Annotated in this window: 24 protein-coding genes, 1 tRNA gene and 1 other RNA gene; 19 read left to right on the top strand and 7 right to left on the bottom strand. The window is 66.7% G+C overall.

The features are described from left to right. Positions 1–2: 2 nt before the first annotated feature. Genes QM707_RS00340 through moaC form a run of 4 tightly spaced genes read left to right on the top strand, consistent with a single transcriptional unit; the run spans position 3 to position 3,054 of the window. Positions 3–752, top strand: a complete 750-nt coding sequence (locus QM707_RS00340) for a 3-deoxy-D-manno-octulosonic acid kinase (protein WP_414999892.1) — start codon at positions 3–5, stop codon at positions 750–752. Continuing rightward, positions 749–1,510 (top strand): MBL fold metallo-hydrolase, encoded by a 762-nt coding sequence (locus tag QM707_RS00335; protein WP_414999891.1) that lies wholly within the window; start codon positions 749–751, stop codon positions 1,508–1,510. The genes QM707_RS00340 and QM707_RS00335 overlap by 4 nt, the downstream gene beginning before the upstream one ends. After that, complete coding sequence (gene moaA / locus QM707_RS00330) at positions 1,507–2,535, top strand: GTP 3',8-cyclase MoaA (protein ID WP_414999890.1); 1,029 nt, start codon at positions 1,507–1,509, stop codon at positions 2,533–2,535. Before QM707_RS00335 ends, moaA begins: the two co-directional genes overlap by 4 nt. 33 nt (positions 2,536–2,568) lie before the next feature. Next, a complete protein-coding gene (moaC, locus tag QM707_RS00325; RefSeq protein WP_414999889.1) occupies positions 2,569–3,054 on the top strand; it encodes a cyclic pyranopterin monophosphate synthase MoaC in 486 nt (161 codons plus the stop codon). A gap of 140 nt (positions 3,055–3,194) precedes the next feature. Here moaC and ffs read toward each other — a convergent pair. Next, positions 3,195–3,291, bottom strand: an RNA gene (gene ffs, locus QM707_RS00320) — signal recognition particle sRNA small type. A 226-nt stretch (positions 3,292–3,517) separates the two neighbouring features. Beyond that, positions 3,518–3,610, bottom strand: a tRNA-Ser gene (locus QM707_RS00315). A gap of 156 nt (positions 3,611–3,766) precedes the next feature. Here QM707_RS00315 and dnaX point away from each other — a divergent pair. The 6 genes from dnaX to QM707_RS00285 all read left to right on the top strand — a co-directional run bounded on the left by dnaX (position 3,767) and on the right by QM707_RS00285 (position 8,071). Continuing rightward, complete coding sequence (dnaX, locus tag QM707_RS00310; protein WP_414999888.1) at positions 3,767–5,458, top strand: DNA polymerase III subunit gamma/tau; 1,692 nt, start codon at positions 3,767–3,769, stop codon at positions 5,456–5,458. Further along, positions 5,455–5,781, top strand: a complete 327-nt coding sequence (locus QM707_RS00305; RefSeq protein ID WP_414999887.1) for a YbaB/EbfC family nucleoid-associated protein — start codon at positions 5,455–5,457, stop codon at positions 5,779–5,781. The genes dnaX and QM707_RS00305 overlap by 4 nt, the downstream gene beginning before the upstream one ends. Positions 5,782–5,935: 154 nt before the next feature. Continuing rightward, on the top strand, positions 5,936–6,532 hold the full coding sequence (gene recR / locus QM707_RS00300) for a recombination mediator RecR (RefSeq protein ID WP_414999886.1): 597 nt from the start codon (positions 5,936–5,938) through the stop codon (positions 6,530–6,532). 31 nt (positions 6,533–6,563) lie between these two features. After that, positions 6,564–7,286 carry a hypothetical protein gene (locus QM707_RS00295; protein ID WP_414999885.1) on the top strand — a complete coding sequence of 241 codons (723 nt, stop codon included), beginning with the start codon at positions 6,564–6,566 and terminating at the stop codon, positions 7,284–7,286. Positions 7,287–7,312: 26 nt separating this feature from the next. Then, complete coding sequence (locus tag QM707_RS00290) at positions 7,313–7,657, top strand: histidine triad nucleotide-binding protein (RefSeq protein WP_414999884.1); 345 nt, start codon at positions 7,313–7,315, stop codon at positions 7,655–7,657. Positions 7,658–7,678: 21 nt separating this feature from the next. Continuing rightward, entirely contained in the window at positions 7,679–8,071 is a 393-nt protein-coding gene (locus tag QM707_RS00285) for a bleomycin resistance protein (protein ID WP_414999883.1), read from the top strand. 33 nt (positions 8,072–8,104) lie between these two features. Here QM707_RS00285 and QM707_RS00280 read toward each other — a convergent pair whose 3' ends face one another. The 3 genes from QM707_RS00280 to QM707_RS00270 are packed head-to-tail and all read right to left on the bottom strand — an operon-like array spanning position 8,105 to position 11,970. After that, positions 8,105–10,033, bottom strand: a complete 1,929-nt coding sequence (locus tag QM707_RS00280) for a transglutaminase TgpA family protein (protein ID WP_414999882.1) — start codon at positions 10,031–10,033, stop codon at positions 8,105–8,107. Beyond that, positions 10,026–11,012, bottom strand: a complete 987-nt coding sequence (locus QM707_RS00275; RefSeq protein ID WP_414999881.1) for a DUF58 domain-containing protein — start codon at positions 11,010–11,012, stop codon at positions 10,026–10,028. Before QM707_RS00275 ends, QM707_RS00280 begins: the two co-directional genes overlap by 8 nt. Before the next feature lie 4 nt (positions 11,013–11,016). After that, complete coding sequence (locus QM707_RS00270; RefSeq protein ID WP_414999880.1) at positions 11,017–11,970, bottom strand: AAA family ATPase; 954 nt, start codon at positions 11,968–11,970, stop codon at positions 11,017–11,019. A gap of 48 nt (positions 11,971–12,018) precedes the next feature. On the opposite strand from QM707_RS00270, the gene QM707_RS00265 reads away from it, so the two are divergent. After that, positions 12,019–13,863 carry an ArnT family glycosyltransferase gene (locus QM707_RS00265; RefSeq protein WP_414999879.1) on the top strand — a complete coding sequence of 615 codons (1,845 nt, stop codon included), beginning with the start codon at positions 12,019–12,021 and terminating at the stop codon, positions 13,861–13,863. A 15-nt stretch (positions 13,864–13,878) separates the two neighbouring features. On the opposite strand, the gene QM707_RS00260 is transcribed toward QM707_RS00265, so the two are convergent. Both QM707_RS00260 and QM707_RS00255 read right to left on the bottom strand, forming a co-directional pair. Continuing rightward, on the bottom strand, positions 13,879–14,451 hold the full coding sequence (locus QM707_RS00260) for a Maf family protein (RefSeq protein WP_414999878.1): 573 nt from the start codon (positions 14,449–14,451) through the stop codon (positions 13,879–13,881). After that, positions 14,451–14,939 (bottom strand): hypothetical protein, encoded by a 489-nt coding sequence (locus QM707_RS00255; RefSeq protein WP_414999877.1) that lies wholly within the window; start codon positions 14,937–14,939, stop codon positions 14,451–14,453. The genes QM707_RS00260 and QM707_RS00255 overlap by 1 nt, the downstream gene beginning before the upstream one ends. Before the next feature lie 161 nt (positions 14,940–15,100). Between QM707_RS00255 and QM707_RS00250 the strand changes: the two genes are divergently transcribed. The 8 genes from QM707_RS00250 to fabF all read left to right on the top strand — a co-directional run bounded on the left by QM707_RS00250 (position 15,101) and on the right by fabF (position 21,373). Further along, entirely contained in the window at positions 15,101–15,613 is a 513-nt protein-coding gene (locus QM707_RS00250) for a YceD family protein (RefSeq protein ID WP_414999876.1), read from the top strand. Positions 15,614–15,626: 13 nt separating this feature from the next. Further along, on the top strand, positions 15,627–15,821 hold the full coding sequence (gene rpmF, locus QM707_RS00245) for a 50S ribosomal protein L32 (RefSeq protein WP_414999875.1): 195 nt from the start codon (positions 15,627–15,629) through the stop codon (positions 15,819–15,821). Positions 15,822–15,929: 108 nt separating this feature from the next. Beyond that, entirely contained in the window at positions 15,930–16,904 is a 975-nt protein-coding gene (locus QM707_RS00240) for a beta-ketoacyl-ACP synthase III (protein WP_414999874.1), read from the top strand. Positions 16,905–16,911: 7 nt separating this feature from the next. Beyond that, a complete protein-coding gene (locus QM707_RS00235) occupies positions 16,912–17,712 on the top strand; it encodes a hypothetical protein (RefSeq protein ID WP_414999873.1) in 801 nt (266 codons plus the stop codon). Positions 17,713–17,813: 101 nt separating this feature from the next. Next, positions 17,814–18,752, top strand: coding sequence for an ACP S-malonyltransferase (gene fabD, locus QM707_RS00230; protein WP_414999872.1), 939 nt, complete (start codon positions 17,814–17,816; stop codon positions 18,750–18,752). A 57-nt stretch (positions 18,753–18,809) separates the two neighbouring features. Continuing rightward, positions 18,810–19,553 (top strand): 3-oxoacyl-ACP reductase FabG, encoded by a 744-nt coding sequence (gene fabG, locus QM707_RS00225; protein ID WP_414999871.1) that lies wholly within the window; start codon positions 18,810–18,812, stop codon positions 19,551–19,553. A gap of 146 nt (positions 19,554–19,699) precedes the next feature. Next, a complete protein-coding gene (gene acpP, locus QM707_RS00220; protein WP_414999870.1) occupies positions 19,700–19,939 on the top strand; it encodes an acyl carrier protein in 240 nt (79 codons plus the stop codon). A gap of 195 nt (positions 19,940–20,134) precedes the next feature. Then, positions 20,135–21,373: a beta-ketoacyl-ACP synthase II gene (gene fabF, locus QM707_RS00215; protein ID WP_414999869.1), complete on the top strand. Its 1,239-nt coding sequence runs from the start codon at positions 20,135–20,137 to the stop codon at positions 21,371–21,373. The last annotated feature ends 3 nt before the right edge of the window (positions 21,374–21,376 follow it).

The following is a 21,376-nucleotide window of genomic DNA, read 5'->3' as shown; positions in this document are numbered from 1 at the left end:
CGATGGACGAAAGGTCGACCCCCGGCGAGCGCCGACAGCCGTTCCGCGATGCAGGCGGAGACGGGGCGATTGTGTTCGACCCGCGCAGGCTGTCGCAAGCGAGCCCCGAGCTTTTCGAACCCGCGCATTACGCCGCCGAGGCGCAGCCCGTGCAGGGGCAGGGCGGGCGCGGCGCCGCCTGGTTCGTGCGCGGGGTATTCGGTGCTGGCGTGCTGCGTCGATACCGACGCGGGGGTTGGGCCGCCTACGTGAGCGACGACGCTTATTGGTGGCGTGGAGAGACCGAGGTGCGCAGTCTGCGGGAATTCGCGTTGTTGCAGCGCTTGCGCGACAAGGGGCTGCCCGTGCCTGCGCCGATCGCAGCCATGTATCTTCGACGCGGACCGCTGTACCGGACCGCGATCCTGGTCGAGCGCATTCCCGATGTCCGCTCCTTCGTCGACTGCGTGCAGGCGGACGCCGCGGCCGCGCCCTGGGGTGCGGTAGGCGCCGCGATCGGCCATTGCCATCGCGCCGGCGCTCGCCACGCCGATCTCAATGCGCACAACGTGCTGGTCGATCAGGCCCGCAAACCCTGGCTGATCGATTGGGACAAGGGAACCATGGAAAGCGCCCCGGGCGATTGGTGCATCGACGTACTGAACCGACTCGAGCGCTCGCTGCGCAAGCGCGTCGCCGGGTTGCGCGAAGGCGCGATCGAACAGGGCATGCAGACCCTGCGCAAGGCGCATGCATTGGAGCTGGGAGCATGAGCTGGTCGCTGCGATTCCTCGGCGTGGGTAATGCGCAGGCGGCGCCGCTCCTCGGTTCGGCCTCCTGCGTGCTCGAACGGGACGGCGCCCCCTTCCTGATGGTCGATTGCGGGGTCGAGGCGCTGACGCATTACCTTTCGCGTTACGGCGCACACCCCGATGCGCTGTTCATCACCCATGTGCACATGGACCATGTGGCAGGACTGGAGCGATTGTTCTTCGCCAGCTATTTCGACCCGTCGCGGCGCGGTCGCGTGCGCCTGTATGTACCTGCGAACATCGTTCCCTACTTGCAGCAACGCCTGGCCGAGTACCCGGGCGTCGTGGCCGAAGACGGCGCCAACTGGTGGGATGCGTTCCAACTCGTGCCGGTGACGCGCGGATTCTGGCATCGCGGCCGCTGGTTCGATGTTTTCCCGGTGCGGCATCATTTGCCCGATACCGCCTTCGGCCTGCGCCTTCAGGGTAGTTTCGTCTGGACCGGCGATACGCGCCCGATACCCGAAATGCTTGCCAAGTACGCCGGCGACGGCGAACTGGTGGCGCACGACTGCGCCCTGCACGGCAATCCTTCGCACAGCGGCATCGACGATCTCGAGCGCGAGTACCCACCGGAATTGCTCGGCCGCTGCCTGCTCTACCACTACGAATCGCTGGCGGCGCGAGAAGCGCTGCGCACGCGCGGACACCGCGTCGCGGAAGCCGGCGATGCGATCGCGCTGGCCGATCCGACTGGCCCGCAGGTGGCCGGACAATGAATGCCGCGATGCCGGTTCGCGAAACGCACTCGCCGCTGGACGCGCTGTCGCGGCCGTTGCGCGACCTGCGCGTTTCCGTCATCGAGACCTGCAATTATCGTTGCCCTTACTGCATGCCGGAAGGACTGACGCCGGACGATGCCACGCTCGATCGCGCGCGTCGACTGGATTTCCAGCAGATCGAAACGGCCGTGCGCGCTTTCGCCCGGCTCGGCGTGCGCAAGATCCGCTTGACCGGCGGCGAACCCTTGCTGCGGAAGGACCTTCCGGAACTGGTGCGGCGCTTGGCGCGCGTTCCCGGTATCGAAGACCTGGCATTGACCACGAATGGTTCCCTGCTGGCGACGCAGGCGGCTGCCTTGCGCGCGGCAGGCCTGCACCGCCTGACGGTGAGCTTGGATGCGCTCGATGCCGATGTGTTTCGCGCCATGTCGGGCGGTCGCGGCGATGTTCGCCAGGTGCTGGACGGCCTGGCGGCGGCGGAGTCCGCCGGTTTCGGCCGGATCAAGCTCAACACGGTCGTGCAGCGCGGCGTGAACGAAGACCAGGCGCTGGCGCTTGTCGAACGTTTCCGCGGCACGCCGCATACGCTGCGCTTCATCGAATACATGGACGTGGGTACCTGCAACGGCTGGCGCCGCGACCAGGTGGTCCCATCGGCGGAACTGCGCGACCGGATCGCAATGCGCTGGCCCTTGTCGCCGGTGGCGCCGTCCTATCGCGGCGAAGTCGCATCGCGCTACCGATTCGTCGACGGGCAGGGCGAGATCGGTTTCGTCAGTTCCGTCAGCGCGCCTTTTTGCGGCGATTGCCATCGCGCGCGGCTATCGGCGGACGGGCAGCTGTTCACCTGCCTGTTCGCGGCGCGCGGACATGATTTGAGCGAGGGCATCGCACAGGGCGAGGCGGCGTTGTCGGACCGCATCGCATCGATCTGGGCGCGGCGCGCCGACCGTTACAGCGAGGAACGCGCCGGGCTGGCGAGCGAGCGCAAGCGCATCGAAATGTTCTTCATCGGCGGCTGAACTGCGCCGGCGGACGTAAGGCAGGAGAGCGGCATGAAAGGGAAATCGCGACTTACCCACGTGGATAAGGCCGGACGTCCGGCGATGGTCGACGTTTCATCGAAACCGGTCACCGTGCGCGAGGCGAGGGCGGAATGTCGCGTCAGGTTCCCGGCGAAAGTCGCTGCGGTGCTGCGCGAATCCGAGCTGAAAACCGCCAAGGGCGCGGTGATCGATACCGCGATCATCGCCGGCACGATGGCGGTCAAGCGCACGCATGAGCTGATCCCGTTCTGTCATCCGCTGCCGATAGATGGTTGCCGTTTCGACGTGGCTTGGGCCGGCGGCAACACGCTGCGCATCGAATGCACGGTGAAGACCGCACATCGCACTGGGGTGGAGATGGAAGCGATGACTGGCGCGAGCATCGCCGCGCTGACCGTGTACGACATGTGCAAGGCGCTGTCGCATGCCATCGTGGTCGGGCCGGCCAAGTTGCTGGGCAAGCGCGGCGGCAAGCGCGACGTCGGCGATATCTGAAAGGGTGGCAGCCCCGCCGGCGGGTCTCGGCTCCCGAATCGGTCGACCGTTGCTGGCTGCCTGCGATGAAGGCCGGACAGGGCGACAGGAGCCGGCGAAGTTTCGCCAACGATCGCGAAAGGAATTCGAAGAGGGTGGCAGCCCCGCCGGCTGGTCTCGGCACCCGAATCGGTCAATACCGTTGCTGCCTTCCGGCCCTGGCGGGGTTTTCGACCTATCGTCGCGAGGGGCCGACGGGGCCACCATAGAAACGAAAGCGCGGCGTGGCCGCGCTACGTACGAACTGGCGATTTGGCGGAGAGAGGGAGATTGACTCGGCACATCCTGTGCCTCGCCCTGCGGGCGGCTTCGCCGTCCGGATCGGCAATCTTGCCGATCCGTCGAACCCTCGGGGGTTCTCACCCCCTCTTTCCACTTGCAGGCGAAAGCTATCGCGAGCGGAAAGTCTTCGACAACTCAAAACTGGCGGAGAGAGGGGGATTCGAACCCCCGAAGCGCGGTTTAGACGCTTACACACTTTCCAGGCGTGCTCCTTCAACCACTCGGACACCTCTCCGCGCCTGTCGCACGATCTCGAATCAAGCGGCATAACCGCCTGAATCGAACGCGAAATTCTACCTGAGCGGCCGGGGGCGGACAACCTGAACCTTCCTGGCGCTTGGCCGGGGGCGGGGCGGTAGGCACAATGACCGGGTTCCGTCTGAGCACCCCCATGTCCTATCTGGTCCTTGCCCGTAAATGGCGCCCCCGGCGCTTTGCCGAACTGGTGGGGCAGGAACACGTGGTGCGTGCGCTGACCAATGCCCTCGACACGGGCCGCGTCCACCATGCCTTCCTGTTCACCGGTACGCGCGGCGTCGGCAAGACCACGATCGCCCGCATCTTCGCCAAGAGCCTGAACTGCGATCGCGGTACATCGGCCGAGCCCTGCGGTGAGTGCGCCGCCTGCCTGGATATCGACGCCGGGCGCTTCGTCGATCTGCTCGAGATCGACGCCGCCAGCAACACCGGCGTGGACGACGTCCGCGCGCTGATCGAGAACGCGCAGTACATGCCGGCACGCGGGCGCACCAAGGTCTACCTCATCGACGAAGTGCACATGCTGTCGAAGAGTGCGTTCAACGCGTTGCTCAAGACGCTGGAAGAGCCGCCCGGTCACGTCAAGTTCCTGCTCGCCACCACCGACCCGCAGAAGCTTCCGGTCACCGTCCTGTCGCGTTGCCTGCAGTTCAACCTGCGTCGGCTCGAACAGGGTCAGATCGCCGGACAGATGCAGCGCATCCTCGAAGCCGAAGGCATCGCTTCCGAGCCGGGTGCGATCGGCTTGCTGGCGCGCGCGGCCGATGGCAGCCTACGTGACGGCTTGTCCCTGCTCGACCAGGCTATCGCCTATACGGGCGGAAAGCTCGACGAGTCCGCCGTCAACGCCATGCTCGGCACCGTCGAGCGCGCACAGGTCGGCGCTTTGATCGAAGCCCTGGCCGAAGGCGATGGCGCGCGATTGATCGCCGAAGTGGAAGCGATGGCGCAGTTTTCGCCCGATTTCGCCCAGGTGCTGGAAGACCTGGCCAGCGAACTGCATCGCATCCAGTTGCATCAGCTGGTGCCCGGTTTCGAGAGCGAAGGTTCGCGCGTGGATGCAGCAGGTCTTGCCTCCCGTCTCGCGCCGGAATTGGTGCAGCTCTGGTACCAGATGGCGGTTGGCGGGCGCCGCGATATCGGTTTCGCGCCGAGTCCGCGTGCAGGATTCGAGATGGCCCTGCTGCGCATGCTTGCGTTCAGGCCCAGCGGTTCGGGCACGGGCGAGACAGCGTCGTCGCCGCGATCTTCGCAAGCTGCGATCGGCGCGCCGCGATCCACCGTCGCGCCGTCGGCGATGCCGCTTGCGGCGCCTACCGCATCGCCCTCGCCCGTGGCGCCGTCGATCGCCCGCGCCGCAGAGCCGGTGCGCGAGGCCGTTACGGCCGCGGCGACACCGGCGGAGGATGCGATCGCGCGCATGCCCTTGCGCAACGCGGAGGACTGGCTCGTTCTGATCGGCAATGCCGGACTGAAAGGACCGGTGCGTGAACTCGCTTCGCATAGTGGCTTTTGCGCCTACGCCGATGGCGTCCTCAGCCTGAGCTTGCCCGACGCCTTCGAGCACCTGCGCTCCGACAACCTGCTGAAGCGCCTTTCGCAGGATCTGGCGTCGGCGCTCGGCGCCGCGCCGAAAATCCGTTTCGAAAAGATCGCGGCCAACGGCGAGACCTTGCACGACCGCAACCAGCGCCAGCGCAGCGAACGCCAGAGCGGCGCCGAGAGCTCCTTCATGGCCGATCCGATCGTGGCGCAACTCATCGGGCAGGGCGGCAAGGTCGTGCCCGATTCGATCAAACCCCTGGACCAAGCGAGCGAAAGATGAAAGGCAATATCGCGCAGATGATGCAGCAGGCGCAGCGCATGCAGGAGAACCTCAAGCGCGCCGAACTGGAACTGGCCCAACTCGAAGTCACCGGTCAGTCCGGTGGCGGCATGGTGAGCGTCACGATGACCGGCAAGATGGAGACGCGCCGCGTGCACATCGACCCTTCGGTGCTGGCCGACGCCGAGATGCTCGAGGATCTGATGGCGGCCGCATTCAACGATGCCGTCGGCAAGGCGAATGCCGAAAGCGCCAGGCGCATGTCGGCCGCCACCGCAGGCATGCCCTTGCCGCCGGGAATGAAGCTGCCGGGGCTTTTTTAAGACGGATGATGTGGCGTCCTGCCGCCACATTCGTGCGTCGGGAGAAAAGCGTGGTTTTCTCCCGACGCCGGCGCGCGCCTGAGGCGCACGCCGGGCGCGCATCCGTGTGCGCCCGATCTTCGGCCGACCTCTGCCATTGCGCGGGGCATGCGTAATGTCATCCCTTTTGGAACAGCTGATCGATGCGCTGCGCTGCCTACCAGGCGTGGGGCAGAAGTCCGCGCAGCGCATGGCCTACCACCTGCTCGAACGCAATCGCGAGGGCGGGCAACGTCTTTCCGATGCGCTGAAAGAAGCGATCGAGCGCATCGGTCATTGCGGCCAGTGCCGCGACTTCAGCGAAACACCTCTGTGCCCGACCTGCGCCAGCGCATCGCGCGAACGCAGCCTGCTGTGCGCGGTCGAGAGCCCGGCCGACCGTCTCGTCATCGAACAGGCCACCGGCTATCGCGGCCTGTATTTCGTCCTGCAGGGGCGCCTGTCGCCGCTCGATGGCATCGGTCCGCGCGAACTCGGCCTGGACCAGCTTGCTGCGCGACTGGCCGAAGGCGAAGCGAAGGAACTGATCATCGCCACCAATCCGACCGTCGAGGGCGAGGCGACAGCGCACTACCTCGCGCAATTGGCGCGTCAGGCCGGTGTACGGCCGAGCCGGCTGGCGCATGGCGTGCCCCTCGGTGGCGAGCTGGAATACGTCGATCGCGGGACCTTGGCGCATGCCTTCGGTTCGCGCCTGGAAGTCGAGTCCTGAGATGCCGCGTTTTGTTTGAAGGGAGTCTGCGATGAGTCCGATCCTGTTGCTGGCCCTGGCCGCCCCGTCCGCGCTGCCCGAAGGCGGTCGGATCGCCGAGCAGGACGCCTGCTTCACCATCAGCACGATCCGCGACGGCAAGAGCACCGATGTCGGGCAGGTCAGGCAGACCGTGCGACGCGTGCGCACGGACGGCAAGGACGAACTGCATGTGCTTATCCACCAGCAGGCGCCCGGCGGTTTCGACATGCGCGACAGCTTCGTGCTCGACGGCAAGACGCTGCGGCCGATCCATTTCGAGAATCGGCGCCGGGGCGAGACGCATGTCGTGCTCGACTATTCCGACGGCGTCGTGGCCGGTCGCCGCGTCGAAAAGGACGGACGCACGACTGTGGTCCATGTGCCGCTGCCGCAGCCGGTATGGGAAGGCAATCTGTTCGGTGTCATGTTCGCCGCGCTGCCGCTGGAACCGAAGGGCGAGTATCGCGTGCCGTTCTACCAGTACGACAAGGGCCTCGGTGAGTTCCGCGTGCGGGTGAAGGGTAGCGAGTCGGTGTCGACGCCGGATGGTCCCGTCGATGCCTGGGTGCTCGATGCCGGGACGGACGAGCTGCGCCGGGTCGAATACCTGATCGCGCGCGACGATCCGCGCGAACTCGGCTACCGCACCGAAGGTTTCGCCCAAAGGCTGGGCGGCGACTGTTCGAAGATTCCGCCGGCGGAGGCTGGCGCGAAACCGGACAAGGCCGAATAATCGCGACTGGCAATGGAGGAATCCGCATGAGCGACAGCATCTTCTCCCGCATCATCCGTCGCGAGATTCCCGCCGACATCGTTTACGAGGACGAAAGGCTGATCGCCTTCAAGGACATTTCGCCGCAGGCGCCGGTGCATGTCCTGTTCGTGCCGAAGCAGCACTATTCGACCCTCAACGACGTACCCGCGAGCGAGGCGGAGCTGCTCGGCCGCATGATGCTGGCCGCGGCGGACTACGCCAAGACGCAGGGCTTCGCCGATCGCGGCTATCGCCTGGTGATGAACTGCAATCGCGAGGGCGGGCAAACGGTGTTCCATATCCACCTGCATCTGCTGGCGGGTCGGACGATGGATGGCGGTTTCGGCTGACGCAGGCGAGCGGAGGCGCTCATGGGCGCGAGGCTGTTGGCAATTCATCCGGTACTGGCGGCCAGGGACGTACGGCAGTCGTTGCGCTTCTATGCGCTGCTCGGTTTCGAAGAGATATTCGCCGATTCGGCGTCGTCTCCGCGCTACGCCGTGGTTCGGCGCGACGGGCTGGAACTGCACCTGCAATGGGCGGATCCACAGCAATGGGCGTATCCGACCGATCGCGCCGCCTGCCGTTTCTACGTGCACGACGTCGAGGCCATGTACGAAGAGTTCGCCGCCAGCGGCGCAGCGACGGCGGAAAGCGCCGATGGCAGTCCCTGGGCCCTGCCGGCCGACACGCCATGGGGAACGCGTGAGTTCCATCTGCGCGATCCCGCCGGCAACAGCCTGCAGTTCTATCGCGCGTTGTAGTCGCGCACGGCAGTTCTTCGCGGCCGGAGCCGTTCAGGCGCGGAAATCGCGCAGATCCCTGATCAGCTGCGTTTTCTCGGCGGCTTCGAGGCGATGGCCGGCATAGCGCCAGTCGCTGTAGCGACGACCCAGCGCAAGCAGGCGATCGGCCAGTGCGGGTCGTTCCCTGCCGGCGCGTTCGACGAAGGTCAGCGGCGGTTCGGACTCGTGCTTGCGCAGGCCGGTGCGCGCCAGGCGACGCACGAGCTTGCGCCAGGCCCGCACCAACGGGTCGCTGCGGTCGCGATGCTGGCGCAGCAGCAGGAGCAGGGTAATCGCCAGCGCGATCACCGCGCCAATGGCGAACGCCAGCACCAGTTGCCAGTTGTCGGCTTCTTCGATGCCGAAAGGTTTCAGCAATCCCTTCTGGCGTGCCGAATCGAAGCCGAGCACGAGCTCGTTCCATTGCCGGCGCAGGAAGTCGCCGCTATCGAACATCGGTTCGAGCATGCTGCCGGCTAATCCCGCGATGCCGCCCTGCTCCTGCTGCGCCTGCAGGTCGTCCACCGTGTCGAGGATGTTTTCCGGCGCGATGGCGGCGGTTGGGTCGACGCGTTTCCAGCCATGCCCCTCGATCCACACTTCGGCCCAGGCGTGCGCGTCCTTGCGATTGATGCGCCAATAGTCGCCGATGTTGTTGTAACGCCCACCGACGTAACCGGTGACGATACGCGCCGGGACGCCGGCGGCGCGCATGAACACGACATAGGCGGAACTGAAATGCTGACAGAAGCCCAGCCGGGTGCTGAACAGGAACTCGTCGGTGGCGTTGTAACCGAGGGGCGGCGCCGCCAGCGTGTACTTGAAATCGCGCCGCATCCAGTCGAGGAACCGATTCGTCAATCGTTCGGGGTCCGGCGTTTCGGCCACCCATTGCCGGGCCAGCGCGCGCACCCGCGGATCGCGATTGGGCGGCAGGGACAACAGTGCCCGCTTCTCGCCATCGGCGAGTTCCGCGACGATCACCGAGTTCGGCGCCGAATGGCCTTCGTAACGGATCAGGTTCTCGACCGGCGCGGAATGGATCGCGGTCAATTCGCTGTTGATGCGCGATTCGGCCGGCGCATCCAGCGGAAGTTCCAGCACCGGCAAGTCCCGTCGGCTGGTCGGTTCCAGCATCACCTCGTAGGAGATCGTTTGACCGCGCGCCTGCACGTGCGGCGCGGGTTTGAGCGCCGCGCTATCGTCGCGTTCCCATGCCTCGCCGTCGAAACGCGTCAGCACCGGACCGCGCCAGTACATCTGCTCGCGACCGGGCGTGGCGCCGAAGAAGCGCACGCGCATCGCCGCGCTATCGTCGACCAGCACGTCCTGCCAGTCGAAAGGCGTCATGCGATCGCCCAGCCCCATCTGTGCGATTGCGTTGTCCGGCAAGCCCCACATCGGCGCGGCCAGGCGCGGGAAGAGCCAGAATCCGGCCAGAGCGAGCGGCAGGGCCATCGCCAGCGCACGCGCGGCGCGCCAGACCATGCTCCAGGAGTGCGACGCCGAACCCTGCAGCAGGGCCGCCCAGGCCATCGTCGAGAGCAACAGCGCCGGCAGGGCCAGACCCAGCGTGATCGGTCCTTGGTCCTGCAGGAAAGCGGCGAAGGGCGCGAACAGCGAGAAGCCCAGCAGGCTGCGCGCGTCGCGCACGCTGTAGGTTTCGTAAGACTTGAGCATCAACATCGCCAGCAATCCGGCGCTGGCGGTGTCTCGCCCGACACGGAAGCCGTAAGCCGCCATCACCAGGCCGCCGATGGTCAGCACCAGCAGCATGCGCAGCCAGCCGGGCCATGCCTTTTCGCCCCACAGCGACAGTGCGGAAGTCGCGAGCAGTACCAGCGCCAGCCAAACCGGTTGCAGGATCAGCAAGGGCAGGGCGCAGGCGGTGGCGGCCAGCAGGGCGAAACGCCGGAGTGCCGTCGGCAGGGCTTCAGTCATGACGCGCGTCCGCTTCCGGCATCAGCGCCAGCGCGCGGAGACAGGCATGGCGATGTTCGGGGCCGCGGCCGGGTGGCAGGAACTGCATCGGCAGCCGCAGGCTGTAACGGCTGCCACTGCGCTCGGCTTCCACGACCCAGCGCGCCAGTCGACTGATCCTGCCCTCATGGTCCTGGCCTGCGAGTTGGTTCCAGTCCAGCGTGATGTCGCGCGCCACGGCCGATTCGTATTCGCGCACGAGCAGTTTGTCGGCGCGCGCCGAGGCTTTCCAGGCGATCTGCCGCGGCATGTCGCCGGTGCGATAGTCGCGCAGGTGGTGCGGTTGTTCGCCATGCGCGCGAGTGCGCGGCGAGTCGCCATCGCCCAGCGATTCGGGCAAGGGCGGCGCATCCGGATCGAGTCGCGGGTAGACCAACAGTCGCGTGTCGGGCAGCAGCCACGACCAGGCGCGTGCGAAGCCGAGCGGCCGTTGCGTGCTCAGGCGCAATCGTCCGGCGCTGAACCAGCCGCGTTTCGAAACGGGAACTTCGAGCGCCAGTTCCGTTTCGCCGCCGGCCGGCAAGGAGAACAAGCCTTGCACGTCGCCGCAGAGCAGTTCCAGCCCGGGCCGGTCGCGCGCGCCTTCGGCATCGAAGCGGAATTTCAGTCGCATCGCCTGACCGGCATGCACGGCATCGGCATGCAGGGCCTTCAGGCGGACGCCGGACAGGATCAGGTGCGCGTGCACGAAGCTGTTGTGCGCCAGCGCGAAGATCAAGAACACCAGCAACAGGGCCGGGTTGTTGTTGTAGTTCAGGCCGCCGACCAGCATGGCGATGATCACTACGCCGAGGAACAGCCCGAAGCCCGTCGGCAGGATGAAGATGCGTTTGCGATTGATCCGGATAGGCAACGCTTCGGGATGGCGAGGCCGGACCAGGGCGATCTTCGCGAGCTGATCGCCGAAACGCTCGACGGCATCGCGCGCCGGGGCGGTCACCCGCTCAGTCCACGGCAACCGATTTCAGGATCGAAGCCGCCAGCGCGTCGCGCGAGTCGGCCTCGGCCTCCGGCACGAGCCGATGCGCCGCCACTTCGACGAACAGAGCCTGTACGTCCTCCGGTAGCGCATGCGTACGCCCATCGATCAGCGCGAGGGCGCGGGCGCCCTGCAGCAGAGCCAGGCCGGCGCGTGGCGACAGACCGACGCGGACGCCGCGGTGGCGGCGGCTCTCGCCGAGCAGGCCCTGCACATAAGCGATCAGCGCCTCGCTGGCGTGCACGCGGGCGACGGCGGCGCGCAGCGCCAGCACGTCTTCGGTGGAAAGCTTGGGCATCGCCTGCGCGATCATCTCGCGACGGTCGCTGCCCGACAGCATCTCCCGTTCCGAAGCCGCATCGGGGTAGCCGAGCCGCACGCGCAGGAGGAAGCGGTCGAGTTGCGAATCGGGCAAGGGAAAGGTACCAGCGAGATCGACCGGATTCTGCGTGGCGATCACGAAGAAAGGTTGCGGCAGGCCATGGCCGACGCCATCGACGGTGACCTGGTGTTCGGCCATCGCTTCGAGCAGGGCGCTCTGCGTGCGTGGCGGCGCACGATTGATCTCGTCGGCCAGCAACAACTGCGTGAACACCGGGCCGGCATGGAAGCGGAATTCGCGCGCATTCGGATCGAAGATCGACACGCCGAGGATGTCCGAGGGCAGCAGATCGGAAGTGAACTGCATGCGCTGGAAATCCAGACCCAGCGTCGCGGCCAGCGCGCGGGCCAGCGTGGTCTTGCCCAGGCCTGGCAAGTCTTCGACCAGCAGGTGTCCGCCGGCCAGCAGGGTCGCGAAGGCCAGGCGGACCTCGCGCGACTTCCCGAGGACCAGCGCGTTGATCTGGTCCACTGCGGCCCCGAGAGCCGCGCGCAGGGGGTCGGGTAGGATGGCGGCGTGTAAGACCTGCACGGGCATGGGCGGTACCGTCGGGAGCGATTCGGGGGGATTGGAAAGCATGCTGGCATGAAACGCGATTATCTGCGCGTGAATTTCCTCGTCCTGTGGGCGTCGTTGTCGATCCTCAAGCTCGTGCTGGCCTGGCGCCTGCCTTTGTTCGTCGACGAAGCTTTTTATGCCTGGGAAAGCCGGCATCCGGCCTGGGCGTATTCCGACTTGCCCGGAATGACGGCCTGGCTGATCCGTATCGGCACCACGCTGGGCGGCCAGACCGAACTTGCGGTGCGCTTGCCTTTCCTGATCATGGGCGCCGCGTTGCCATGGCTGGTGGTGCGGCAGGCGGCGCGCTGGTTCGGCGAGGAACAGGGCTGGCGCGCCGGCTTGCTCGCCCTGCTGATGCCGCTGTCGGGCCTGCTCGGTCTTCTGGCGTTGCCCGATGTGCCGATGACATTCGCCGCACTCCTGAGCCTGGAAGGCATTGCGCGCTGCCGCGAACGCGTTTCCTGGTCGAGTTGCCTTGTCCTTCTCGGCGGCCTCGTACTGGGCGCGCTTTCGCACTATCGCTTCGCCCTCGTCGTGATGGCCGGTCTGGCTGGACTGCTCTGCGATCTGCGCGGGCGGCAGTTGTTGCGCGAATCGCGCCTGTGGGGCGTCGCCCTGCTCGGCGCTTGTGCGTGGCTGCCATTGCTGACCTGGAACCTGCAGCATGGCGGCGCAGGCCTGCGCTTCCAGTTGATCGAGCGTAACCCCTGGAGCTTCCACGCCGACAGCTGGCAGTGGTTGCCGATCCAGGCGATCTTGCTGACGCCGCCGCTGTTCGTGCTGCTGCTGGCGGCATGGCGGCGTGCGCACCGCCCGAAGGCGGACGGTTCCGCGCCGGGACGGTTGGTGCATGGCGTCGCCTGCGTATCCGTTGCCGGTTATTTCCTGCTCGGATTCTTCGCCGATCGCGAACGCGTGAGTTTTCACTGGCCCTTGGCGGGCTGGTTGGCGCTGCTCGTCGTCGCGCCGCCCGTTCTGGTCGAATGGAAACGTTGGGCGCGGGCTTCGGTGTATGCAGGCGCGGCGACGGGGCTGGCGTTGGCGCTCGCCTGGTTGTCGTTCGGCGGCAGTGCCGCGCTTCGCAGCGAGTGGTTGACGGCCAAGGCCTATCCAGATGGCTTTGCCGGCTGGCGCGAAGTCGCCGATGCGGTGCGCCGCGAATCGCCGTCGTCGGAAACGCGCATCGTCGCGGACAATTTCGCCTTGGCGGCACAGCTGGTGTTCGCGCTCGACCGCGACGACATCCAGGTCCTCGACCACGCGCGCAACCGCAAGCACGGCCGCGCCGAGCAGTTGCATTCCTGGAATGCGTTGTTCGATCCGCGCGATCGATCTTCCGGCGATATGCTGCTCGTCGTGGAAGACAGCGCCGTGCCGCTGAAGCAGCGTCTCGCGATCTATCACGCGCGTTGCGCGCTATTCGGCGCCATGCCGATGGTGCGCGCATTGAACATCGAGCACGGCCGCAAGCGTTTCCTGTTCTACCGGTTCGATGCCGCGAACCGAACGGGTTCTTGCGCGATGCCGGCCCTGGCCTGGATAGACGCACCGGCGCACGGCGCGCAGGTGCAGGCCGCATTCGAAATCCATGGCTGGGCTTTCAAGGATGGTGCCGGCTTGCGCGGCGTTGACGTATTGCTCGACGGCAAACCGATCGGGTCGGTGCAATACGGCATCGCCATGCCGCATGTGGCCGAGTACTGGCGCATTTCCAGCGATACCGCGCAACCGAAGGTCGGATTCCGCGCACGCGTCGACGCTTCGGACTTGCCGCCTGGTCGGCATCGGCTCGGGCTACGGTTGCACGGACGCGACGGCAGCGTCGAAGACTGGCCCGAACAACGCATCACGATCGCAGCGCCGCGTTGACGCCGGCGAAGTGCTTCAGGGCAGGCTGAAGCCGGCCTGGCGCAAGGCCTTGGACAGCGAGATCAGCGGCAGGCCGATCAATGCGCTCGGGTCGCGCGATTCGATGCTCTCGAACAGGGCGATGCCGAGGCCTTCGGCCTTGAAGCTGCCGGCGCAGTCGTAGGGCTGTTCGGCATGCAGGTAACGTTCGATCTCGGCGTTCGACAACGCGCGGAACTGCACGACGGTCAGGTCGCAAAAACGCATCGTGCGCTTGTCGCTATGGCGGAACACGGTGACGGCGGTATGGAAATGCACGCGGTGGCCGGCGGCTGCGGCGAGCTGGTCGGCGGCACGCTCGAAACTTCCCGGTTTGCCCAGGGCCTGCCCGTTGAGCTCGGCGACCTGATCGGAGCCGATCACCCAGGCGTCGCGGTGGCGCTCGGCGACCGCACGCGCCTTCGCTTCAGCCAAACGCTGAGCGCGCGCCATCGGACTTTCGCCGCTCAGCGGGATCTCGTCCACGTCGGGGCGCGCCGTTTCGAAGGCGATGCCGAGCCGCTTCAACAGGTCGCGTCGGTACGGCGAAGTGGAGGCGAGAACGAGCATCAGGAGGTTCCGTTGGAGGGAGGGCGCCGCAGGGTCGCGGGTTCGCGGCGCGCGGCTTCGTCCGCCGCGCGGGTGGCCCTGGCCAGGGCCGCGCCGGCTGAATCGAGGTTCGCCAGCTGTTGCTCGAGCTTTTCGCGCGCCCGGGTGAGCGCGGCGCAGGCGGCGTCGAGTTCGGTCAGGCCAGCCGTTGCGCTGTTCTGCTGGATCCAGAGGCGGTGCTGCAGCACGTCGCGCTTGGCCTCGCGAATGGGCAGGGCATGCTCGAGCGAGGCCTGGGCGACGGCGCCGATATCGGCCGGCACCCGGCCCACCACCGGTTGCAGGGACTGCATGCGTTCCTGGCTACGGTCCAGCAGGCGCTCCACCGCGTCGGCCAGGTCCAGCAGGCGGGCAAGCATGCGCTGGCGTCGCAGCTGGCGGCCCCGCCAGAGCAGATAGGCCGAGAGCGCCGCCAGAACCAGCAGGCCGAGCAACAGGGAAGGGGTCATCCGAGGTTTCCGAGGATATGCGGGCCAGTCTGCACCAGCCTGCCGAGCAGCGGCAATCCACAGGGGCGGGGTGTCGGCCGCTCGCCGTGGCCCTAAACCCTCGTCGCCAGAAGGATTTCGGGTTTGACAGGGTGGGGGACGCAGCCTACAATTTCGCTCTTATGTCCGCTTCCCTGCCCACCGTGGTCGATGCATGGCGCATGGTGGCGGCCCGGCGTTGTTTCGAAGGTTCGCTGCCGCTGTCCGGTTTCCACCGGCTACGCAGCAGCCTGACGGATACCGACGGGGAGTGCCGGTTCTCGCTGGAATTCGGGCGCGATTCGCTGGATCTGCCTTTCGTCGAGATCCGCGCGGACGCCCGACTGCCGCTGCTGTGCCAGCGTTCGTTGGAACGCTACCTGCAGCCGGTGGAGATCCGCCAGCGCCTGGGCCTGATCACCCAGGAAGCGCAGGAAAGCGCGTTGCCGGAGGACATGGAGCCGCTGCTGCTGAGCGGGGATGCCGACATCGATCCGGTGGCGCTGATCGAAGACGAGCTGATCCTGGCCCTGCCGGTGGTGCCGATAGACCCGGAAGCGCGTCTGCCCGAAGCCTCGTGGGCGGACGAGAACGAAGACGAAGACAAACCGAATCCTTTCGCCGCCCTGTCGGCGCTGAAAGAAAAACTGAAGTAGCTGGAGAACACCAATGGCTGTGCAGAAATCCCGCAAGACCCCGTCCACCCGCGGCATGCGCCGTTCGCACGATGCCCTGACGGCCAAGCAGCTGGCGACCGACGCCACCACGGGCGAGACGCACCTGCGTCACCACGTGACCAAGGACGGCTTCTATCGCGGCCGCAAGGTCGTCGACGTGAAGTCCGCGGTTGAAGTCGAAGAGTGATGCCATGGTCCGCCGAGGCGGACCGGCGCTATCCTGAACGCGGCGGGCTTCGTCCCGCCGCGTGCTTTTTCTGATCCGCGAAAGCGGAAGCGGACCTTCGGAGCGGTTATGGGCGTTTATTCGCGGATCGCCGGCACCGGCAGTTACCTGCCGGAGAAAGTGCTGACCAATGCCGACCTCGAAAAGATGGTCGACACCAGCGACGAGTGGATCGCCGCACGCACGGGTATTCGCGAACGCCGCGTCGCCGCCGAGGGCCAGACCACCGGCGACCTCGCCTTCGAAGCCGCGAAACGCGCGATGGAAGCGGCGGGCGTCGATGCCGCCGAGATCGAACTGATCGTCGTCGGCACGACCACGCCCGACATCATCTTCCCGTCCACCGCCTGCCTGCTGCAGCATCGTCTCGGCGCGAACGGTTGCGCCGCGTTCGACGTCAATGCCGCCTGCTCGGGTTTCGTCTACGCATTGACCGTCGCCGACAAGTTCATCCGCTCCGGCGCGGTGAAAACGGCCCTCGTCGTCGGCGCGGAAACGCTGACCCGCATGCTGGACTGGTCCGATCGCAATACCTGCGTGCTGTTCGGCGATGGTGCCGGCGCCGTCGTGCTGAAGGCCGACAGCGAAACCGGCATCCTGTCCACGCACTTGCATGCCGATGGCGGCAAGAAGGAACTGCTGTACAACCCCGTCGGCGTCTCCGCCGGTTTCAAGCCGGAAGAGAAGAACGCCGGCGTGCGCGTGCTGATGGCCGGCAGCGAAGTGTTCAAGTACGCGGTCAAGGCGCTCGACGCAGTCGTCGAGGAAACGCTGGAAGCGAACAATCTCGATCGCCACGATATCGACTGGCTGATTCCGCACCAGGCCAACCTGCGCATCATCGAAGCCACGGCCAAGCGCCTGGACATGCCGATGGAACGCGTGATCGTCACCGTACACAAGCACGGCAATACCTCGGCCGGTTCGGTGCCGCTGGCGCTGGACGAGGCGGTGCGCTCGGGCAAGGTGCAGCGCGGCCAGCTCCTGTTGCTCGAAGCCTTCGGCGGCGGTTTCACCTGGGGCTCGGCGCTGCTGCGCTACTGATCGCGGCATGGATGCGGAGCGGGTAAAACGCATCGACACCGCCGGCGTCCGCGCCTGGCGAAAACGCTACGAATACGAGCCCAGGCGCTGGCGCCTGGCGCTGCTGCGCCGCTTCGTCGACCTGCTCGGCATCGAATCCCTGCGCCCTCCGGCGATGCTTCCGCCCGCGCAAGCACGGGCGACGGAGAAGGCGATGATCCAGCGTCTGCAGGGTCTGGGCTGTCTCGTGCCGCAGATACTCGCGGAAGACGAAGAAGCCATCGTCATCAGCGACCTCGGCGCGACGCTGGCGAGCGCCTGCAAGCGCGAATCCGATGCGCAGGCGCGCGCGAATCTCGTGGCCTCGGGCTTCGACGCGCTGGCCGACCTGCACGCGCAGGGCGGCTGGTTGAACCAGGCGTTCGCGCGCAATCTGACGGTGTCCGACGGCCGCATCGGTTTCATCGATCTCGACCAGGATCCGACCACCGTGATGAGCCTGGAGGCCGCGCAGGCGCGCGATCTGCTGCTCTACGCGTATTCCACCGCCCGGTTTTTCGAATCGGACTTGCGCGCTTATTCCGTGCTGGTGTCGCAACCGCTGGCGCGCGAGCCGCAGATAGCGCGACAGCAATTCGAAGATGCGCTGCGCCGCCTTTCCTGGCTTTGTCCGCTGGCCCCCATCTGTGGCCGCGACCTGCGCGCGTTGGCGAAACTGATCGCCTTGCGGGAGCCGGCGTCGGCCCGACGCTGGAATCTGATCGGCGGCCTGGCGGTCGTCGCCTTCGCGGCCATCGCGACCTGGCTCGGGCTGGCCCTGTTTCGCTAGAAGCCGCAGCGACGCAGCAGGGGCCTGGACCCTACGCCCCGGTACAGACGTTCGGCGGCCAGCAGCCTTATCATTCGCGGTCCACAAGCAGGGGGCTGCCGGTGCTCGACAATCTCGCCTTCGTTTTTCCCGGCCAGGGATCGCAGTCGCTCGGCATGCTCGGCGATCTCGCCGCAACGCGCCCGGAAATCCGTGCGGCCTTCGATGAAGCGTCGACGGGTTGCGATGCCGACCTGTGGACGATTTCGCAGCAGGGGCCGGAAGAACAACTCAACCAGACCGAATTCACCCAGCCTGCGCTGCTGGCGGCGGGCGTAGGCGCTTGGCGCGCCTGGCTCGCAGCCGGTGGTTCGCAGCCGGCCCGTTTCGCGGGACACAGCCTGGGCGAGTACAGCGCGCTGGTCGCGGCAGGTGCGCTTTCGCTGGGCGACGGCGCGCGCTTGGTTCGCGAGCGCGGTCGCCTGATGCAGGCGGCCGTGCCGGCCGGTACCGGCGCGATGGCCGCCGTGCTCGGCGCGGAAGACGCGATGGTGGCCGAGGTCTGCGCGCAGGTTTCCGGCGACGAAGTCGTGGTGCCGGCCAATTACAACTCGCCGGGCCAGATCGTCATCGGCGGCCACGCCGCCGCCGTCGATCGCGCCTTGGCCGAACTGGGCGCGCGCGGCGTGCGCAAGGCGGTCAAGCTCGCGGTCAGCGTGCCCTCGCACACGCCGCTGATGCGGAATGCCGCGACGCAACTCGGTGAAGTAATGGCCGCTCTGTCCTGGCGCATGCCGGATCGTCCGGTGGTGCAGAACGCCGATGCCGGCGTGCAGGCGTCGGTCGAAGCGATCCGCGATGCACTCGTGCGCCAACTGTATCTGCCGGTGCGTTGGACCGAGTGCGTGCAGGCGTTGGCCGGCGCCGGTGCGACGCGTTTCGCCGAATGCGGCCCGGGCAAGGTTTTGGCGGGACTGGTCAAGCGTATCGACAAATCGCTCGACGGGCGTGCCATTGGCGCTCCCGCCGATTTCGAAACGGCTTTGGCCGAGCTGCGCTGAGCACGAGCGGAACAATCGCGGCTGACGCCGCGCCACGGTTACGAGAGGAACGCAAGCATGAGCAGCGAATTCAACGGCGAAATCGTCCTGGTCACCGGCGCCAGCCGCGGCATCGGCGCGGCGATCGCCGACACGCTGGCCGCGCGCGGCGCGAAAGTCATCGGCACGGCGACCAGCGAAAGCGGTGCGCAGGCGATCACCGATCGCATGGCCGCCTGGGGTGGCGTCGGCCGTATGCTCAACGTCACCGACGCCGGCGCGATCGACGCGCTGGTGGATGGCATCGCGAAGGAATTCGGCCCGATCTCGGTGCTGGTGAACAACGCCGGCATCACCCGCGACAACCTGCTGATGCGCATGAAGGACGAGGATTGGAACGCCATCCTCGATACCAATCTCAGCTCGGTCTATCGCACGTCGAAGGCCGTGATGCGCGGCATGATGAAGGCGCGCAAGGGCCGCATCGTCAATATCGCCTCGGTCATCGGCGTCACCGGCAATGCCGGCCAGGCGAACTACGCGGCGGCCAAGGCCGGCATCATCGCTTTCAGCAAGTCGTTGGCGAAGGAGATAGGCAGCCGTGGCGTGACCGTGAATGTCGTCGCGCCGGGCTTCATCGAGACCGACATGACGCGCGACCTGCCCGAGGACGCCAAGGCGGCGATGCAGGGCCAGATCGCATTGGGCCGCCTGGGCCAGCCGCAGGACATCGCCGAGGCCGTGGCCTTCCTCGCCGGGCCGGCGGGCGCCTACATCACGGGCGAGACCCTGCACGTCAACGGCGGCATGTACATGGCCTGAGCCGGGCACGGGCCGTCACTTTGCCGGCCGGGGAATTAGGCTAGACTAGACCCACTTTATCGAGGCCACGGCGCGTCGGGCGCCCGTCGGGGCCGGCATTTGCCTACAATGCGTCCGCTTGCATTCCTCCGGGAGGAGACAGTTCCATGAGCAGCATCGAAGAACGCGTCAAGAAGATCGTCGTCGAACAACTGGGCGTCAAGGAAGAAGAAGCCACCAACAACGCTTCCTTCGTGGACGACCTGGGCGCCGACTCGCTCGATACCGTCGAGCTGGTGATGGCTCTCGAGGAAGAGTTCGAGTGCGAAATCCCGGACGAAGAGGCCGAGAAGATCACCTCGATCCAGCAGGCGATCGACTACATCAAGGCCCACGTCAAGGCCTGATCGCCTGGCGGGTTCGGTACCGGGGCCGCGCATGCGCGGCCCTGTGTATTTGCGGCATCCGGCGACAAGCCGACAACCTGTGCAGACTCCGTGCGCTTCGCAGCGAAGCGTACGGGGCCGGAAGGCGGAAGGCGCGCTCCTTCCCTTTTCGCAACGAGCGCGAACGGTCGCGCCCTCGGCAGAGCGGAGCAGAACATGAGCAAGCGTCGCGTCGTCGTCACCGGCATGGGCATCGTCTCGCCCATCGGCAACACCTTGGACAGCGCCTGGGACAGCATCCGTAACGGACGCTCCGGCATCGGCCAGATCACCCATTTCGATGCGACCGCCTACGCCACGCGCATTGCCGGCGAGGTTCGGGATTTCGATCCGAAATCCTTCCTGCCGCCGAAAGACGCCAAGAAGATGGATACCTTCATCCACTACGGCCTGGGCGCCTGCTACCAGGCGCTGGACGACTCCGGCCTGCAGGTCGACGAGGGCAATGCCGAACGCATCGGCGTGATCGTCGGCTCCGGCATCGGTGGCGTGCGCGGCATCGAAGAGACGGCGATCGACCTGCACGAGGGCGGTCCGCGCAAGGTCTCGCCGTTCTATGTGCCCAGCACCATCATCAACATGCTGCCTGGCCAGCTGACGATCCAGAAAGGCCTCAAGGGCCCGAACTTTTCCGCCGTATCGGCCTGCGCGACCTCGAACCACTCGATCGGCATGGCGATGCGCATGATCCAGTACGGCGACGCCGATGTGATGGTCGCCGGCGGCGCCGAACACGGCGCGACGCCGACGTCGGTCGGCGGCTTCTGCTCGATGAAGGCCATGTCCACGCGCAACGACGATCCGACCCGCGCCTCGCGTCCCTGGGACCAGGACCGCGACGGGTTCGTGCTCGGCGACGGCGCCGGCGTGCTGATCCTCGAGGAATACGAACACGCGAAGGCGCGCGGCGCGCGCATCTACTGCGAGCTCGCCGGTTTCGGCGCCAGTTCCGATGCGTACCACATGACGGCGCCGAGCGAGAACGGCGACGGCCCCGCGCGCTGCATGACGATGGCCTTCCGCGACGCCGGCATCAATGCCGACCAGGTCGGCTACCTCAACGCGCATGGCACGTCCACGCCACTGGGCGACCTGGCCGAAACGCTGGCGGTCAAGCGCGCGCTCGGCGACCACGCCTACAAGACCATGGTCAGCTCGACCAAGTCCATGACCGGCCACTTGCTCGGCGCCGCCGGTGGCGTCGAGGCGGTGTTCAGCGTGCTGGCCCTGCACACCGGCGTGATTCCGCCGACGATCAACCTCGACAATCCCGGCGAAGGCTGCGACCTCGACTACGTGCCGAACGTCGCACGCGAGAAGAAGATCGACGTTGCCGTATCGAACGGGTTCGGTTTCGGCGGCACCAACGGCACGCTGGTATTCAAGCGCATCTGACGA

The sequence above is a fragment of the Arenimonas sp. genome, assembly GCF_047602345.1.
In the GTDB taxonomy this organism is placed as follows: domain Bacteria; phylum Pseudomonadota; class Gammaproteobacteria; order Xanthomonadales; family Xanthomonadaceae; genus Arenimonas.
This window is presented reverse-complemented; position numbering and strand designations above follow the sequence as displayed.

Coding starts and splice junctions, on each gene's coding strand:
- QM707_RS00340 (WP_414999892.1), top strand. CDS start 3: ATGGACGAAAGGTCGACCCCCGGCGAGCGCCGACAGCCGTTCCGCGAT.
- QM707_RS00335 (WP_414999891.1), top strand. CDS start 749: ATGAGCTGGTCGCTGCGATTCCTCGGCGTGGGTAATGCGCAGGCGGCG.
- moaA (WP_414999890.1), top strand. CDS start 1,507: ATGAATGCCGCGATGCCGGTTCGCGAAACGCACTCGCCGCTGGACGCG.
- moaC (WP_414999889.1), top strand. CDS start 2,569: ATGAAAGGGAAATCGCGACTTACCCACGTGGATAAGGCCGGACGTCCG.
- dnaX (WP_414999888.1), top strand. CDS start 3,767: ATGTCCTATCTGGTCCTTGCCCGTAAATGGCGCCCCCGGCGCTTTGCC.
- QM707_RS00305 (WP_414999887.1), top strand. CDS start 5,455: ATGAAAGGCAATATCGCGCAGATGATGCAGCAGGCGCAGCGCATGCAG.
- recR (WP_414999886.1), top strand. CDS start 5,936: ATGTCATCCCTTTTGGAACAGCTGATCGATGCGCTGCGCTGCCTACCA.
- QM707_RS00295 (WP_414999885.1), top strand. CDS start 6,564: ATGAGTCCGATCCTGTTGCTGGCCCTGGCCGCCCCGTCCGCGCTGCCC.
- QM707_RS00290 (WP_414999884.1), top strand. CDS start 7,313: ATGAGCGACAGCATCTTCTCCCGCATCATCCGTCGCGAGATTCCCGCC.
- QM707_RS00285 (WP_414999883.1), top strand. CDS start 7,679: ATGGGCGCGAGGCTGTTGGCAATTCATCCGGTACTGGCGGCCAGGGAC.
- QM707_RS00280 (WP_414999882.1), bottom strand. CDS start 10,033: ATGACTGAAGCCCTGCCGACGGCACTCCGGCGTTTCGCCCTGCTGGCC.
- QM707_RS00270 (WP_414999880.1), bottom strand. CDS start 11,970: ATGCCCGTGCAGGTCTTACACGCCGCCATCCTACCCGACCCCCTGCGC.
- QM707_RS00265 (WP_414999879.1), top strand. CDS start 12,019: ATGAAACGCGATTATCTGCGCGTGAATTTCCTCGTCCTGTGGGCGTCG.
- QM707_RS00260 (WP_414999878.1), bottom strand. CDS start 14,451: ATGCTCGTTCTCGCCTCCACTTCGCCGTACCGACGCGACCTGTTGAAG.
- QM707_RS00255 (WP_414999877.1), bottom strand. CDS start 14,939: ATGACCCCTTCCCTGTTGCTCGGCCTGCTGGTTCTGGCGGCGCTCTCG.
- QM707_RS00250 (WP_414999876.1), top strand. CDS start 15,101: ATGTCCGCTTCCCTGCCCACCGTGGTCGATGCATGGCGCATGGTGGCG.
- rpmF (WP_414999875.1), top strand. CDS start 15,627: ATGGCTGTGCAGAAATCCCGCAAGACCCCGTCCACCCGCGGCATGCGC.
- QM707_RS00240 (WP_414999874.1), top strand. CDS start 15,930: ATGGGCGTTTATTCGCGGATCGCCGGCACCGGCAGTTACCTGCCGGAG.
- QM707_RS00235 (WP_414999873.1), top strand. CDS start 16,912: ATGGATGCGGAGCGGGTAAAACGCATCGACACCGCCGGCGTCCGCGCC.
- fabG (WP_414999871.1), top strand. CDS start 18,810: ATGAGCAGCGAATTCAACGGCGAAATCGTCCTGGTCACCGGCGCCAGC.
- acpP (WP_414999870.1), top strand. CDS start 19,700: ATGAGCAGCATCGAAGAACGCGTCAAGAAGATCGTCGTCGAACAACTG.
- fabF (WP_414999869.1), top strand. CDS start 20,135: ATGAGCAAGCGTCGCGTCGTCGTCACCGGCATGGGCATCGTCTCGCCC.